The organism is Flavihumibacter profundi (genome assembly GCF_020076305.1).
In the GTDB taxonomy this organism is placed as follows: Bacteria; Bacteroidota; Bacteroidia; order Chitinophagales; family Chitinophagaceae; genus Flavihumibacter; species Flavihumibacter profundi.
On the sequence record NZ_JAIQXE010000002.1, the window covers coordinates 591,219 to 606,323 of the forward strand.

11 protein-coding genes are annotated in these 15,105 nt (G+C 42.9%); 8 read left to right on the forward strand and 3 right to left on the reverse strand.

Annotated elements, in window-relative coordinates; translation table 11 throughout:
• The first annotated feature begins 19 nt into the window (after positions 1-19).
• The 8 genes from mutL to LAQ65_RS12405 all read left to right on the forward strand — a co-directional run bounded on the left by mutL (position 20) and on the right by LAQ65_RS12405 (position 11,634).
• Complete coding sequence (gene mutL / locus LAQ65_RS12370; RefSeq protein ID WP_224117281.1) at positions 20-1,948, forward strand: DNA mismatch repair endonuclease MutL; 1,929 nt, start codon at positions 20-22, stop codon at positions 1,946-1,948.
• 41 nt (positions 1,949-1,989) lie between these two features.
• Entirely contained in the window at positions 1,990-4,908 is a 2,919-nt protein-coding gene (locus tag LAQ65_RS12375; RefSeq protein WP_224117282.1) for a glycoside hydrolase family 3 N-terminal domain-containing protein, read from the forward strand.
• An 83-nt stretch (positions 4,909-4,991) separates the two neighbouring features.
• Positions 4,992-6,281 carry a phosphopyruvate hydratase gene (gene eno, locus LAQ65_RS12380; protein ID WP_224117283.1) on the forward strand — a complete coding sequence of 430 codons (1,290 nt, stop codon included), beginning with the start codon at positions 4,992-4,994 and terminating at the stop codon, positions 6,279-6,281.
• A 22-nt stretch (positions 6,282-6,303) separates the two neighbouring features.
• Positions 6,304-6,615, forward strand: a complete 312-nt coding sequence (locus tag LAQ65_RS12385; protein ID WP_224117284.1) for an FtsB family cell division protein — start codon at positions 6,304-6,306, stop codon at positions 6,613-6,615.
• Positions 6,616-6,723: 108 nt separating this feature from the next.
• Positions 6,724-6,954: a hypothetical protein gene (locus LAQ65_RS12390; protein ID WP_224117285.1), complete on the forward strand. Its 231-nt coding sequence runs from the start codon at positions 6,724-6,726 to the stop codon at positions 6,952-6,954.
• A complete protein-coding gene (gene nth, locus LAQ65_RS12395; protein WP_224117286.1) occupies positions 6,951-7,622 on the forward strand; it encodes an endonuclease III in 672 nt (223 codons plus the stop codon). The genes LAQ65_RS12390 and nth overlap by 4 nt, the downstream gene beginning before the upstream one ends.
• Before the next feature lie 233 nt (positions 7,623-7,855).
• On the forward strand, positions 7,856-9,181 hold the full coding sequence (locus LAQ65_RS12400; RefSeq protein ID WP_224117287.1) for a murein L,D-transpeptidase catalytic domain-containing protein: 1,326 nt from the start codon (positions 7,856-7,858) through the stop codon (positions 9,179-9,181).
• A 230-nt stretch (positions 9,182-9,411) separates the two neighbouring features.
• Positions 9,412-11,634 carry an FUSC family protein gene (locus LAQ65_RS12405; protein WP_224117288.1) on the forward strand — a complete coding sequence of 741 codons (2,223 nt, stop codon included), beginning with the start codon at positions 9,412-9,414 and terminating at the stop codon, positions 11,632-11,634.
• On the opposite strand, the gene LAQ65_RS12410 is transcribed toward LAQ65_RS12405, so the two are convergent.
• The 3 genes from LAQ65_RS12410 to LAQ65_RS12420 are packed head-to-tail and all read right to left on the reverse strand — an operon-like array spanning position 11,631 to position 15,103.
• Positions 11,631-13,487, reverse strand: coding sequence for a 2-oxoacid:acceptor oxidoreductase subunit alpha (locus LAQ65_RS12410; RefSeq protein ID WP_224117289.1), 1,857 nt, complete (start codon positions 13,485-13,487; stop codon positions 11,631-11,633). The genes LAQ65_RS12405 and LAQ65_RS12410 overlap by 4 nt on opposite strands.
• Before the next feature lie 48 nt (positions 13,488-13,535).
• Positions 13,536-14,450 (reverse strand): gliding motility-associated ABC transporter ATP-binding subunit GldA, encoded by a 915-nt coding sequence (gene gldA / locus LAQ65_RS12415; RefSeq protein WP_224117290.1) that lies wholly within the window; start codon positions 14,448-14,450, stop codon positions 13,536-13,538.
• 20 nt (positions 14,451-14,470) lie between these two features.
• Positions 14,471-15,103 carry a carbonic anhydrase gene (locus LAQ65_RS12420; protein ID WP_224117291.1) on the reverse strand — a complete coding sequence of 211 codons (633 nt, stop codon included), beginning with the start codon at positions 15,101-15,103 and terminating at the stop codon, positions 14,471-14,473.
• Positions 15,104-15,105: the final 2 nt, after the last annotated feature.

Here is a 15,105-nt window from a genome sequence, read left to right on the forward strand (position 1 = left end):
AGCGGCAGGTTCCTTACCTTTGCAGCTGAAAAGAGAGAAAATAGTGGCAGACAGCATACAATTATTACCCGATCATATAGCGAACCAAATTGCGGCAGGTGAAGTGATCCAACGCCCGGCCAGTGCGGTAAAGGAATTATTGGAGAATGCTGTAGATGCAGGCGCTACAGAGATTCGCCTGATTATTAATGATGCCGGGAAAGCCCTTATCCAGGTCGTGGATAATGGGAAGGGGATGACTGAAGCAGATGCCAGGCTTTGCTTTGAACGGCATGCAACCTCAAAAATTCGTCAGATTGACGATCTTTTCCATATAAGCACCATGGGTTTCAGGGGAGAGGCGCTGGCTTCAGTAGCAGCAGTTTCCCAGGTGGAGTTGCGAACTCGCCGGCCAGATGATGAAATGGGAACTTACATTGAAATAGAAAATAGCATGGTGGTTCGCCAGGAACCTTGCGCAACAGCACCTGGTACCAGTATAGTTATGAAGAATTTGTTTTTCAATGTTCCCGCCCGTCGTAATTTTTTAAAAAGCAATGCTGCAGAAATGCGGCATATCATCGATGAATTTATAAGGGTTTCAATGGCTTTTCCGCATTTGTTTTTTTCTTTAAGCCATAACGGCCAGCAGGTTTTCCATCTTGATAAGGGGTCTATTAAACAAAGAATCGTACAACTTTTGGGCAATCCATATGCAGCCAAACTTGTTAGTGTTCAGGAACAAACCGACTACCTTAATATCCAGGGATTTGTTGGGAAACCTGATACCGCCAAAAAAACACGAGGCGACCAATACTTCTTTGTCAATAACCGTTTTATCCGCAGCGCATACCTGAACCATGCTGTAATGCAGGCTTACCATGACCTTATTCCCGGGGATAGTTTCCCTATGTATGTGTTATTCATTGACCTGAACCCTGAACAGATTGATGTGAATGTGCATCCTACAAAACAGGAAATCAAATTTGAAGATGAGAAAATTGTATATGCATTTGTGCAGGCTGCAGTAAAGCACGCCCTTGCTCAATTCAGCATTACGCCAACTCTTGAATTTGATATCGATGCGGGCATTCAGCAACTTGATGCTGTTAGTAAACCATTTACTGACGAGCAACAATCTGCAGCAAGTAACTCAACACTATTTCACACTTTTAGTAAACAACACCAGGCCCATTTTATTGAAAAAGGATCAGGGGGGGCAGGAACTGGTTTTGTGGCAAGGGCCGATATTGATAAGGGAAGCGAACTCGCAGGTTTAAAAAACTGGCGTGATTTTTTTCAGCCTGGGCAAAATTCCGATAGCAGTCTAACCGCCAGGATTGATACAGAATCAACTGGCGCATTCGACTGGGACCCACCCCGAAAAAAATGGCAGCTACTGGACCACGGTGATCTTTTACAGGTACAGGGGCAATTCATTATTACACCAACGCATCAGGGCTATTTATTACTTCACCAGCAATATGCCCACGAACGTATCCTATATGAGAGATATACGGCAGCTCTTGTTGGCAGGCCTATGGCTATGCAAAGAAGCCTATTCCCGGCAACCCTGGATGTGAACCCGGCAGATTCCAGTCTCCTGACTGACCTTATCCCGGACATGGCCTTATTGGGTTACCTGATTGAACCTTTCGGTCAGCATTGTTTTGTAATCCAGGGAACACCGGCAGATATTATTGCAGGCAATGAGAAGGCAGCGATCGAACATCTGCTGGATCAGTATAAACACTTTAGTTCAGACGTGAAATTTTCCCGGCGTGAAAAGCTGATACGTTCACTTGCAGCCCAGCATGCGATTAAACCGGGTACTTTATTAACCCAGAAAGAAATGCGGCAATTGGCAACAGATCTTCTAAATTGCACACAGCCCAATATCACTGTTACCGGTAATCCAACATTTATTGAATTTAATCTGGATTATCTCAACAGGTTATTCGGTGGATAAGGTTAGTTTTCTACCTTAGATGCTCATCATCTACTTCCTGAATGAAAAGCTTATGTTTTCTTGCTGGAATGCTTTGTTTTTTTACTCAGCTTGACGCACAATTTAAATCCTCATTACCGGCCGACCAATGGGTTGATAGTGTTTTTGCCAAACTCTCAGACAATGAAAAAATCGCGCAGTTGATGGTGGTGAGGACCTCTGGAATTAAAAATGGGGTTACCGTATTTTATGATGAGCAGGTATTCGATGCCGTGAGTAAATACAATGTTGGCGGAATCTGTCTTTTCCAGGGAGGACCTGTACAGCATGCACAAAGAATCAATATGCTGCAGGCAATGGCTAAAACGCCAATACTGGTCACGGTGGATGGCGAATGGGGTTTAGGAATGCGGTTTGACAGTGTAATGGCATTACCCAGGCAAATGATGCTGGGGGCCGTTCAGGACCCTTCGCTGATGTATGATTATGGGCGGATTGTTGCCAGCCAGTGCCGACGGATGGGCATCCAGGTTGATTATGCGCCGGTTGTTGACATTAATAATAATCCCGATAATCCTGTTATTAACGACCGTTCATTTGGTGAAAACAAATACAGGGTAACGGAGCTGGGCCTCCAATACATGAAAGGCCTCCAGGAAAATGGTGTAATGGCATGTGCTAAACATTTTCCGGGCCATGGCGATGTGTCGGTGGATTCCCATTTTGACCTCCCTGTGATTATGAAGTCGCGCAAGGAACTCGATTCCCTTGAATTGTATCCTTTCAGGGCTATGATAAAAGCCGGGATAGGTAGTGTTATGATTGGCCACTTATCTGTACCAGCCATTGATAATAAACCCAACCGCCCTACATCCCTGTCTAAAAAAAATGTAAATGGGCTTCTTAGGAATGAATTGGGCTTCCAGGGGCTCAGCTTTACTGATGCACTCGAAATGCAGGCGGTTGCAAAATACTTTCCGGATGGCGAATCGTCAGCGCAATCACTTATTGCCGGGAATGATATGCTTTGCCTGCCTGGAAATGTCCCTGAAAGTATCGCCCGTATAAAAAAAGCCATAAAAAAGAAAAAACTCTCCTGGCAGGATATCAATCAAAAAGTCAGGAAACTTTTATATGCCAAATACCAATATGGATTGGCCAATTGGCAACCGGTGGACCTCCATCACCTTGCAGATGACCTCAACAAGGATGTACCCGGCATGCGCCGCAGGGTGGCTGACGAGGCCCTAACCTTGTTATGCAATCAAAACAGTACAATTCCCTACCCGCCGGGTAATACCCGCCGGGTAGCGTATGTGGGAATTGGAATATCACAGGATAATCGGTTTGCAGAGCGGATGCGCACCGATTACAGGGCACACACTTTTTTCTTCGACTATACTATGGATTCATTGCAGGCAAATGCCTTACTGGCGCTGATCCGAAACCGTTATGATCTTGTAATTGCAGGTTTTCATAATTATAACAGGAGACCCGCCGGTAACTTCGGAATTAGTAATCCCGCAATTTACCTTGCAGAACAACTGGAGAGCCAGCAAAAACTCATCACTGTATTTTTTGGCAACCCCTATGCTATGCGGAATGCCAGTAAAAACAGCACATTACTGGCCGCGTATGAAGACGATCCGGTTAGCCAGGAAGCAGCCGCAGATTTAATTAATGGAAAATTTCAGGCAAAGGGTAAACTGCCAGTAAAAATCTCAGGAGACTATATTGCCGGTTCGGGTATTGTAGAATCTCCTTTATTGCCCGATGCCTGGGCAGGAAATCTGGGGTTTAACTATCATAAGCTCCAGACCATCGATTCTATCTGTGAAAATGCTATCACACAGAAAGCCATTCCAGGTTGCGTAGTCCTGGTAGCCCGGGACGGTAAAATCGCTTATGAGAAGTCGTATGGCAGGTATGCATATACCGATTCTACACCGGTTTACTGCGAAACAATGTACGACCTGGCGTCTGTTACAAAAATTATGGCCACCACCCTGTCGGTCATGAAATTGTATGATGAAGGAAGGCTGGACCTGGATAAGACACTTGGCGAATACCTGCCCTGGACAAAGAACAGCAATAAAGGGAAACTGGTAATTAAGGATGTCTTGTTGCATGAAGCAGGTCTCAAAGCATTTATACCTTTTTTTAAAGAAACAATTGATCCTGTTGATGGAACACCTAGTGGTGCCGTATATGCCTACACTCAGGATTCCATCCATGGCGTGCGCGTTGCAGATAATTTATTTATGCGCAACGACTGGACTGATACCCTTTTCCAGCGGATCCTTCAAAGTGAGCTGACGGAGCGGGGCAAATATGTATATAGTGATAATGATTTCATTTTCCTGGGCAAAGTAGTAGAAGCTATTACAGGAAAAACACTTGACCGGTATGCCATGGAAACATTCTATAATCCTTTATTGCTCCGGTATACCGGGTTCCGGCCAAGGCAGAGGTTTCCTAGGAATTTTATTGCGCCAACGGAAAATGAAACGATATTTCGCCGCCAGTTGATCCAGGGTGATGTACATGACCCGGGTGCTGCTATGTTTGGCGGGGTTGCTGGCCATGCGGGTTTGTTTAGTAATGCTTACGAACTCGCCGTATTATCCCAGATGCTGTTGAATAAAGGAACCATGAATGGTGTAAAATTTTTCAAGCCCGAAACTATTGAAAAGTTTACAGCATATAATAGCAATAACAGCAGGCGTGGCTTGGGTTTCGATAAGCCTGAAAAGGACAATGCAATAAGACCGGAACCTTATCCCTCTGCTTCTGCTTCACCGGCAACATTCGGGCATACGGGATTTACCGGGACCTGCGTATGGATTGACCCCGCTTATAACCTGACATTTATTTTCCTGAGTAACCGGGTAAATAATAATGGCGATCCGAATAAATTTCTGAGGATGAATGTGCGTCCGGCTATACAGGAAGCGATTTATGGAGCAATGGAGAGGAAGTGAATGTTAATTACGATTCACTTTTTTAATACATTTGCTATCGCTTGCTGTACACACACTCATCTCAAAACCAAACAAGCAAAAAAATGAGTTACATTTCTGAAGTTCATGCCCGTCAGATTCTTGACAGCCGTGGAAATCCAACAATTGAAGTAGATGTTATAACGGATGAAGGTGCACTTGGCCGGGCATCTGTTCCAAGCGGTGCCAGTACCGGTATACATGAGGCCGTAGAATTACGGGATAATGATAAAAAGAAATATGTAGGTAAAGGAGTTTTAAAAGCAGTTAAAAACGTAAATGATATTATTGCCGACAAATTACTGGGTTGGGAAGTTGCAGACCAGGCTGGTCTGGATAACCTGATGATCCAGTTAGATGGCACTGCCAATAAAGCAAAATTGGGTGCAAACGCCATACTGGCCGTTAGTATGGCCGCCGCAAAAGCCGCTGCTCTTGAAGCAGGCCTGCCACTTTACCGCTACATTGGAGGTACAAATGCTAAAACACTGCCCATTCCGATGATGAATATCCTCAATGGAGGAGCACATGCCGATAATAAGATCGATTTCCAGGAGTTTATGATCATGCCGGTTGGGGCACCAGATTTTTCTGAGGCCCTTCGCTGGGGAGTTGAAATTTTTCATACACTTAAAAGTGTATTGAAGAAAAAAGGCTATAGCACCAATGTAGGTGATGAAGGTGGTTTTGCCCCTAATATCCAAAGTAATGAGGAGGCTATAGAAACTGTACTGGAAGCCATAACCGCTGCAGGATATAAAACCGGTTCCCAAATCGTGATTGCTATGGATGCAGCCAACAGTGAACTGTGGGATGCCAAAGCCAAAAAATACGTTTTCCATAAAAGTGATGGCAAGAAGATGTCCAGCGAACAACTGGTAAAATACTGGGAAAGCTGGGTAAAACAATACCCCATTGCTTCAATTGAAGACGGAATGGCTGAAGACGATTGGGATGGTTGGAAATTACTGACCCAGGTATTGGGGAAAAAATGCCAGCTGGTAGGAGATGACCTTTTTGTCACTAATGTGGAGCGTCTGCAGCAAGGTATTGATAAGAGTATTGCGAATGGATTGCTGGTTAAAGTGAACCAGATTGGAACCATAACTGAAACCATTAATGCTGTAACGCTCGCCCAGCATAACGGTTATAATACTATTATGAGTCACCGAAGTGGTGAAACGGAGGATACTACCATTGCCGACCTGGCAGTTGCCCTAAATTGCGGACAAATTAAAACCGGTAGTGCCAGCCGTACTGACCGGATAGCAAAATACAACCAGTTGCTGCGCATAGAAGAATTACTGGCTGAAAGCGCAGTATATCCGAAAGGAAAGATTAAATTCGGTAAGTAAATTTTAAATAGACATCCAGGCAATGAATAACCTGATATCAAGGATTCCTGCTGCCCTCAAGAACAAGTACATCCTTTCTGTACTGGTATTTTTTGCCTGGATGCTCTTTTTCGATGACAGGGATGTCATTACTACCCACTTCAAGTATAAAAATGAGCTTATCAACCTGGAAAAAAGTAAGGAATATTATGAAGCCAGGATTACTGAAACCCGTAAAGAATTAGACAAATTGCAATCAGACCCCGGCATGCTGGAAAAATATGCAAGGGAGCGCTATCGCATGAAAAGGGACAATGAAGACCTCTATATCATTGGAGAATTATCGCCTGAATAAATTTATTTTCAATTGAGGCAATAATATGCAATTGATCCCCGTTTATTAAGATGGACGAAACCCCGGATTGGACCCCGGGATATTTACTGGACTAAAAATGGTTTGCTTATGTCAATCTTTACACAGGAAGATTTATTGCTGTATTTGTACAAAGAAACTTCCCCTGAACAAAATGCCGCTATTGAAGCCGCTCTGATGCAGGATTGGTCTCTTAGAGAAAAAATCACCATCTTGCAGGAATCCATCAAAGAACTGGAACAGCCTTTAGAATCACCCCGTATGGAAGTGGTATTGAACGTGCTGAATTATGCCAGGGAAGCGGTGGAAACCGGCGCATGACTACAAGGGAACGCTACCAGCAACTTATTACGTATTTTGAAAAAACGGCCCCCGATGCCGAAACGGAATTGTTATATGATAACCCGTTTCAGCTTTTGGTGGCCGTTGTTTTATCTGCCCAATGCACCGATAAACGGGTTAATCTTACAACCCCGGTACTTTTCCGGAATTTCCCAGATCCTCAATCACTTGCCGCCTCAACTCCCGAAGAGGTGCTGCCATATATAAAAAGTATTTCCTATCCGAATAATAAAGCCAAACACCTGGTTGGTCTGGGTAAAATATTGATAGAGAAGTTTAAGGGGCAAGTACCTATGACTGTTGACGAATTAGTTCAGATACCAGGTGTGGGTCGGAAAACAGCCAATGTAATTACTTCCGTAATTGACGCGCAACCCAATATGGCCGTAGACACCCACGTTTTCCGGGTATCAGAAAGAATTGGCCTAACTACCCGCGCAAAAACGCCCCTTGCAGCTGAAAAACAGCTCCTAAAATACATTCCCAAAGAACTTGTACATAAGGCCCATCATTGGCTTATCCTTCATGGGAGGTATGTATGTACCGCAAGATCTCCCAAATGCGAATCGTGTGGTTTACAAGCTGTTTGCCGCTTTTACAACAGGCAGATGGCAAAAAGTACAAGCAAAACCACTCATGGTAAATAGGTAGACAGCTTGTATTTTTCTGCAAATTCCCTCCAAATTTCTACCGAAAAATATCGCCCATTCATCGAAAGGTAATTTCGTAAATAATTGTTTATCAGTTCATTAAGTAGTTTAGTAATTCTACTATAGGGTTTTTTCATGGGCTTTTACCTTTTACGCCAGCATAAAAGGTAATAATTTTCGTTTTAGATATAGCCCGATCCGCATTCTATTAAAACGAAAACATCTAATCTATGAAAGCAAAGCTATGCGTAGCTGGCATTGGTGGCTGCTTGCTGCTTATGTCTTATTTTAAGCCCTACGTTATGTTTTCTTCTGATCCTGCAGAACTGTCCCAGCAGGAAGTTAAGAAGTCTGAAGGTTTGTTGAACTATGAAAAATCCAATATTCCCGGCCTGGAGGTGAAAACTCCGGCTAAAATCGCAATAGTAAATAAACTGGCAGTCGCGAAAATGAAGAAAACTCCTAAAAAGGAGAAATCCGCTGCTATTAAAAATGTTCCTGAAACAGGTTTTTTTGCCTCTCTTGAAAAGAAATTCAGTCACAAGAAGAAGGAGGATGCTGATCTTCCAGCAGCCAAGGAATCACTCAAAGAAAATTCCGAAGAGGAATCAACAGAAGAGTTAGATAATAACCAAAGCGATATCAATCCGTATGTTTCTGGAAATGTTGCTTCTAAATCTGACAATTCCTCTAAACCTCTTGTTAACATGCCAAAACCAGGTTCTGCATCAAAGGAAAATTCTGGCCGTACGGTAATTAATTATTCTTCAAATAGCTATGTAGAGAATACTTCATTGAGGAAATTCCCGCATGATGAAGAAGTTTCAGATGCAATTAATACGCAGGAAGAGGCAGTGACACGTGTTTCAGTTGCCGAAAAATCTGAAAAAGTGTATGCCTTCAGGGGGAAAACAAGCGTAAAATCAAGCCTATACAAGTATATTCCTCCCTATTGGGATGGCTTTTCGGAGGAAATTGGTGCCGAAAAGGCTGACCATAATTCAATGAGGGAAAAAGCCCGTCAACTGGCTAAAATGGCCGAAAAAAATGGTTATAATACTGAATTTGCATTCCTGGTTGACATGAGTGTGAAGTCAAACAAAAACCGGTTTTTTGTAGTTAACCTGAAAACAGGGGCCATTGAAATGAGTTCCCTGGTTGCACAGGGCAGGGGAAGCGAGCGGTTGAACCTTGATAAAGATTATTCAAATAATCCAGGTAGTAATTGCAGCTCCCTTGGAGTATACAAAATCGGCAAACCCTATGAAGGCGACTTTGGTCGTTCTTACAGATTATATGGTATGGATGCAACTAACCGGAATGCTTACCAACGCTCTATTGTTTTGCATTCTATGGGAAGTATCCCAACAGTAGAAACAAATTTCCCAATCTGGCAGAGTGAAGGTTGCCCATCAGTGTCTCCTGTTATGCTTGAAAAGCTCGGGTCACTAATTGATGGCAGCAAAAAGCCGGTATTAATGTGGATGTATGATGATTCTTACATTCCTATGACCGGAAAAAGCAATAATAGCCAACCTGTTAATACAGCTAGCTAATATTGGATGCACCACGCGTAAACGCGGAAATCGAGGCTGTTTTTCTTATCCAATAGTTCACAAAAAACCTAAAGCATTCATTTAATTTTACATGTATCCGCCCGGCAGTTTAGCTGCGGGCGGTACTTAAAAATCCTCTTTTATTTGGCTTTTATAACCAGAAATATCCATATGCAGAACTAGCCTTAATTTAGTTGGTTACGGGCATACCAAAATCCGGCAGGCCATTCATGATCGACTATATCAGGGAATATAAAAAATTCAGTAGCAGTTATTATGTTTCGGAAGGAATACGAACAACTGCCGGCGTAATGATCCCTGTACTTGTGGCTGGTTATTTAGGGCAATTACCTACTGGAATTGCCATTGCATTGGGAGCCATGTGCGTTGGACTTACCGATAATACCGGCCCGATTCACCACCGGATTAATGGTATGGTGTCGGCTATAATACTGATTTTTATTACCACCCTATTAACGGGATTTACTATTGGACTCCCATGGCTATTGGCTATTTATATTGGTATAATGGGTTTTGCCTGTTCAATGATTGGTGTTTACGGGGTGCGTGCAAATAATGTTGGTGGAGCAGGATTACTGATAATGGTGCTGAGTATTGACGAACGTTACAGTTCTGCCCAGGTTATCAGAAATGCCTTGCTGGTAAGCGGCGGCGGAATCTTTTACCTGGTTATTAGTCTTCTCATTTATCGTTTAAGGCCCTTTAAGTTAATCCAGCAGGCACTGGGAGATGCCTTGATTTCTACTGGAACATACCTGCGCACAAGAGCTGATTTCTACCAGCGGAATGCTGATTTTACAAAAACTTATCAGGCTTTACTGGATCAGCAGGTTCAGGTACATAATAAGCAATCCCTGGTCCGTGAAATGCTCTTCAAAACACGCGACATTGTAAAGGAATCAACATATACCAGCCGGATAATGATGATGATTTTCCTGGATAGTGTTGACCTTTTTGAAAGGATCATGACATCGCAACAGGATTACAAGAAGTTACATGAAATGGTTGATGACCCAAACCTGCTGCCTGCTTTTGGTGAATTTATCAGGAAACTTGCTATCGAAACTGAATCAATTGGCCTCGCCCTGCAAAAGGGTATTGCATCAAAGCCGGATTTGCAGCTTTCCGAAGACCTGTATGCAATTGAAAATTTGTTCCTTAAAGCCCGGGCTTCCACTCTGGGTGACAATAACATTGAAGGGTTTATCAGTATGCGGCACATCCTTGATGGATTGAAGGACCTATACCGGCGTATCGAAACCTTGCATCGTTACACGAGTTTTGATAAGAAAATTGGAAATACAATTACCCACAAGATCCAATATGACAAATTTGTTTCGCCCTCAGAATTTAATGCAAAGCTGATTACCAATAACTTCAGTATTCATTCTAATATATTCCGGCATTCCATAAGGGTTAGCGTCGCCCTGCTGGCTGGCTTTTTCATATCCAGGATTCTTCCATTTGGCCATGGTTACTGGATTTTGCTTACTATCGGGGTTATCCTTAAGCCTGCATATAGTTTAACTAAGACCCGCAATATAGAGAGGTTATTTGGTACATTTTCCGGAGCAGTTATGGGAGTACTGATATTATGGCTTATAAAGGATGAACATATTTTGCTGGCGCTTATGGTGGCAGGAATGATCATTGCTTATAGCATGTTACGGGTAAAATACCTGGTTAGCGTAATTGCAATGACTGCTTATATTCTAATAGCGTTTCATTTTTTAAAACCAGGCGATTTTACGGAAGTGTTGCGTGACAGGCTGATTGACACTTTTGTCGGTTCTGGGATTGCTTTTATTGCTACGATTGCCATTCCTCCTAAATGGGAACATGAACAAATTTTACTATTACTGAAGAATGCCATTGAAGCTAATGCGAACTATTTTTCTTTCATCTGTAAACCATTCATGGGAGAACCTTTGAGTAATCTGGATTATAAACTGCACCGAAAAGAAGCATTTGTGCAATTAGCCAATTTGTCTGATGCTTTTCAAAGAATGCTGAACGAACCGAAAAGGCAACAGAAAAAAATACAAATAATCCACCAGATGGTTGTATCAAACCATATGCTTGTATCACATATTGCCACCCTTTCCGCTTACAGGAAAATGGCAGATATCTTTGCATCGGAGAAATTCAGGCCAATAAAGGAAGCTTCAATAGGTCACCTGAAGTCTGCTGCAGAACTGCTTTCCAGCCCAAAGCCAACGTTTAATCTTTTAAATGCCGAAGAAAATTTTGCCCTTCGCGAAGAACTGAAATTGTTATTGGATAAACGGTTGAAGGAACTTGCAAGCGGTAGCCTGGAAACAAGTACCAGGCAAAAATTATCCGGTTTAAAAACCATTAGCGACCAGTTCGAATACATTAATAAAATCAGTATTGAACTGGAAAAGTTATCGGGCAAGCTTGTATCGGGTTAATTCATTCCGCCCAGCATTTCTTTAAGTTTTTGCACCAACTCGGTTTTTGTGATAGGAATACCCATGATTTTATTGTATCCTTTTGCGTCAACAAGGTACTTGTCGCGAATAATCTTAATCAATTGCCCGTTATTGATTTCTGGAATTAATACTTGTTCAAAATTTTTCAGAATTTCTCCAAGATTACTTGGGAATGGGCGCATATGCCGGAGATGGGCATGGCTAACCGCATAACCCTGATCCTGCATTTCAATTACGGCACTTTTAATTGAACCATATGTTGAGCCCCAGCCAAGTACAAGAATTTGTCCTTTTTCAGGGCCACTGTCAAGAAGTTGTTTTGGGATATACTCAGCAATTTTTTCAACTTTTTCATCCCGGATATTCACCATTAACTGGTGGTTATCAGGATCGTAACTGATATTGCCGGTAATATTTTGTTTTTCCAAACCACCAACCCTGTGTTCCAATCCGGGGGTGCCTGGTACTGCCCAGGGGCGAACCCCTTTTTCATCACGCAAATAAGGCTGGAATTTTTCTTCGCCTTCGGCCAGTTCTTTCTTAAAGGAAACAGTAATTGAAGGCAAATCAGCACTCGCCGGGAATTTCCAGGGTTCTGCACCATTTGCGATATAACCATCACTCAGCAAAATCACAGGAGTCATATGTTGCACTGCAATTCTTACAGCTTCATAAATTGCATTGAAGCAATCACTGGGCGTTGAAGCAGCAATAACAGGCATGGGGCATTCTCCGTTTCTGCCATAGTATGCCTGCAATAGATCGCTTTGTTCGGTTTTAGTTGGCAAGCCAGTTGATGGTCCGCCACGCTGGATATTAATTATAACCAGGGGGATTTCCAACATTACAGCTAAGCCCATGGCTTCGGTTTTCAGGGCCATACCGGGTCCGGACGTAGTAGTTACGCCCAGGCTTCCCCCGTATGCAGCGCCAATTGCAGCAGATATGCCTGCAATTTCATCTTCTGCCTGGAAAGTCCTGATACCAAAACTTTTATATTTACTGAGTTCGTGCAATATATCTGACGCAGGTGTAATTGGATAAGTGCCCAGGAAAATTGGCAAATTACTTTTCTGGCCGGCTGCAATTAATCCATAGGCAAGAGCCTGGTTACCCATTATACTGCGGTATTCGCCAGGTTCCATTTTTGATTTTTCAACTTTGTACCGGGTTGTAAAAGTTTCAGTAGTATCACCATAATTATAACCTGCCTGAAGCGCTTTGATATTGCTATTCAGGAGCTCTGGTTTTTTGCCAAACTTATCAGTAAGGAATTTGATACTGCTATCCATATCGCGGTTGTACATCCAATATAGAAAACCCAGTACAAACATATTCTTTGCGCGATCTTTTTCTTTAGTACCAAGGGTAAAATCCTTTAGAGCTTCCCTGGTCATTTTGGTGACATCCATTTTGATCACCTCATAATTAGACAGACTATCATTTTCAAGTGGATTAACGCCTTCTGGATAATTCGCCAGACGAAGGTTTTTTGTATCAAACCCTTCGGTATTTGCTATGATTTTTCCACCTTTTTTTAGGCTTTTCAAATTCGTTTTAAGAGCTGCCGCATTCATAGCAACCAATACATCACATTCGTCACCTGGAGTAAAAATCCTGTCGCTGGAAAATCGCAGCTGGTAACCACTTACACCGGGAATCGTCCCCTGAGGAGCTCGGATTTCTGCAGGGAAATCCGGGAAAGTAGCAAGGTCAATACCAAGCAAAGCTGTATTAATAGTGAATTGGGTGCCAGTTAACTGCATCCCGTCGCCGCTATCGCCGGCAAATTTGATTACTACCTCGGGTAGGAGCTGTTCTTTGTGACTCATATTACAAAGATAGGGAGTGGTTTTGAGAAAGAATGGTTGTCAGACAATTCAACTGACTTTCCCGGTCAGTGTACGGAAAACATCTTCAAGGCTTTGGTTTTCGCTTTGGAGGGAAATGATATTCAGGTTTTGGCTGACCGCCAGTTCCAGCAATTGCTTTTTGGCTTCGGACAGGTCTGGCGCGATAATTTCCCATTCCCGTGGATTTATTTGCTCAAGCGAACTCAGGTTTTTTACCGCCTTTTCGATCAATTTGGCTTCCAGGGTTTCCTGAAACTGGATCCTTATTACCGGTCGGCTATTGGCCGACTGTAAAGCTGAAACAGTACTATCTGCAATTATTTTTCCTTTATTTATAATAATTATCCTGTCGCAGATCGCTTCCACTTCCTGTAAAATATGGGAAGAAAAAAGAACCGTTTTTTCGCGGCCCAGCGCGCGGATGACTGCCCTTATTTCAATAATCTGGTTAGGGTCAAGGCCTGTTGTTGGCTCATCCAGGATCAATACTTCAGGATCATGGATTAAAGCAGCTGCCAGGCCTACCCGCTGTTTATAACCTTTAGATAACTGGCTTATCCGCTTGTCGCTTTCCTGACCCAGTCCAACCCGGTCAATTACATCAATAACCCGGTTGGTGGGGTCTGGAACCTTATGAATATCGGCCATGAAATGGAGGTATTCCCGCACGTACATATCATAATACAATGGGTTGGATTCGGGCAAGTAGCCTATTTTCCTTTTCGTGTTTAGCGGATCTTGTTGTACGTCAATTCCGCAAACTAATGCCTTGCCTCCGTCGGGATGCAGATAGCCGGTAAGGATCTTCATTGTTGTTGATTTGCCTGCACCATTAGGTCCAAGGAACCCCACGATTTCACCCTTCCCTACTTCAAAAGAAATCTGGTCAACGGCCTTCTGTTCGCCGTAAATTTTTAATAAGGATTGAACGCTGATTGACATACTAAAGCAAACCTACTGAATTAAATGTCATCGTATTCATACAGCTCGTCAATATGGGTATTTGCAGGCATTTCTAAAACAGGTTTAATCAAACCGTCTTTTAGTCCATATACCCATCCATGCAGGTCCGGGCGTTGCTCGTGCCTCCAAGCCTTCTGGATAATGGAAGTTTTCGCAAGGTTAATCACCTGCTCCTGTACATTTAATTCAACCAGGCGGTCCGTTCTTAATTCATTGTCGGAAATACTTTCTATTTCTTCCCGGTGAAAGCGGTAAACGTCCTTGATGTTACGAAGCCATTTGTTGATGATGCCGAAATTGTGTTTGGTCATAGCGGCTTTTACACCACCACAGCCATAGTGACCGCAAACAATGATATGCTTGACTTTTAAATGGACTACAGCATATTCCAATACAGACAAAAGATTCAGGTCGGTATGGACCACCATATTTGCAATATTGCGGTGCACAAATATCTCACCGGGTTGCGTACCTGTTATTTCATTGGCAGGAACCCGACTATCACTGCAGCCTATCCAGAGAAATTCCGGGGTTTGTAAATCTGCAAGGCGTTTAAAATAATTGGGATCTTCAGCAACCTGTTCCGCAGCCCAGGCTTTATTTTCCAGCAATAATTTTTCGTTCGATTTCATAT

What these genes read in the sequence shown, in the direction of transcription:
- LAQ65_RS12405 (WP_224117288.1), top strand. Translation starts at nt 9,412, where the DNA reads ATGATCGACTATATCAGGGAATATAAAAAATTCAGTAGCAGTTATTAT.
- LAQ65_RS12375 (WP_224117282.1), top strand. Translation starts at nt 1,990, where the DNA reads ATGAAAAGCTTATGTTTTCTTGCTGGAATGCTTTGTTTTTTTACTCAG.
- LAQ65_RS12400 (WP_224117287.1), top strand. Translation starts at nt 7,856, where the DNA reads ATGAAAGCAAAGCTATGCGTAGCTGGCATTGGTGGCTGCTTGCTGCTT.
- gldA (WP_224117290.1), bottom strand. Translation starts at nt 14,450, where the DNA reads ATGTCAATCAGCGTTCAATCCTTATTAAAAATTTACGGCGAACAGAAG.
- LAQ65_RS12390 (WP_224117285.1), top strand. Translation starts at nt 6,724, where the DNA reads ATGTCAATCTTTACACAGGAAGATTTATTGCTGTATTTGTACAAAGAA.
- LAQ65_RS12410 (WP_224117289.1), bottom strand. Translation starts at nt 13,487, where the DNA reads ATGAGTCACAAAGAACAGCTCCTACCCGAGGTAGTAATCAAATTTGCC.
- nth (WP_224117286.1), top strand. Translation starts at nt 6,951, where the DNA reads ATGACTACAAGGGAACGCTACCAGCAACTTATTACGTATTTTGAAAAA.
- eno (WP_224117283.1), top strand. Translation starts at nt 4,992, where the DNA reads ATGAGTTACATTTCTGAAGTTCATGCCCGTCAGATTCTTGACAGCCGT.
- LAQ65_RS12420 (WP_224117291.1), bottom strand. Translation starts at nt 15,103, where the DNA reads ATGAAATCGAACGAAAAATTATTGCTGGAAAATAAAGCCTGGGCTGCG.
- LAQ65_RS12385 (WP_224117284.1), top strand. Translation starts at nt 6,304, where the DNA reads ATGAATAACCTGATATCAAGGATTCCTGCTGCCCTCAAGAACAAGTAC.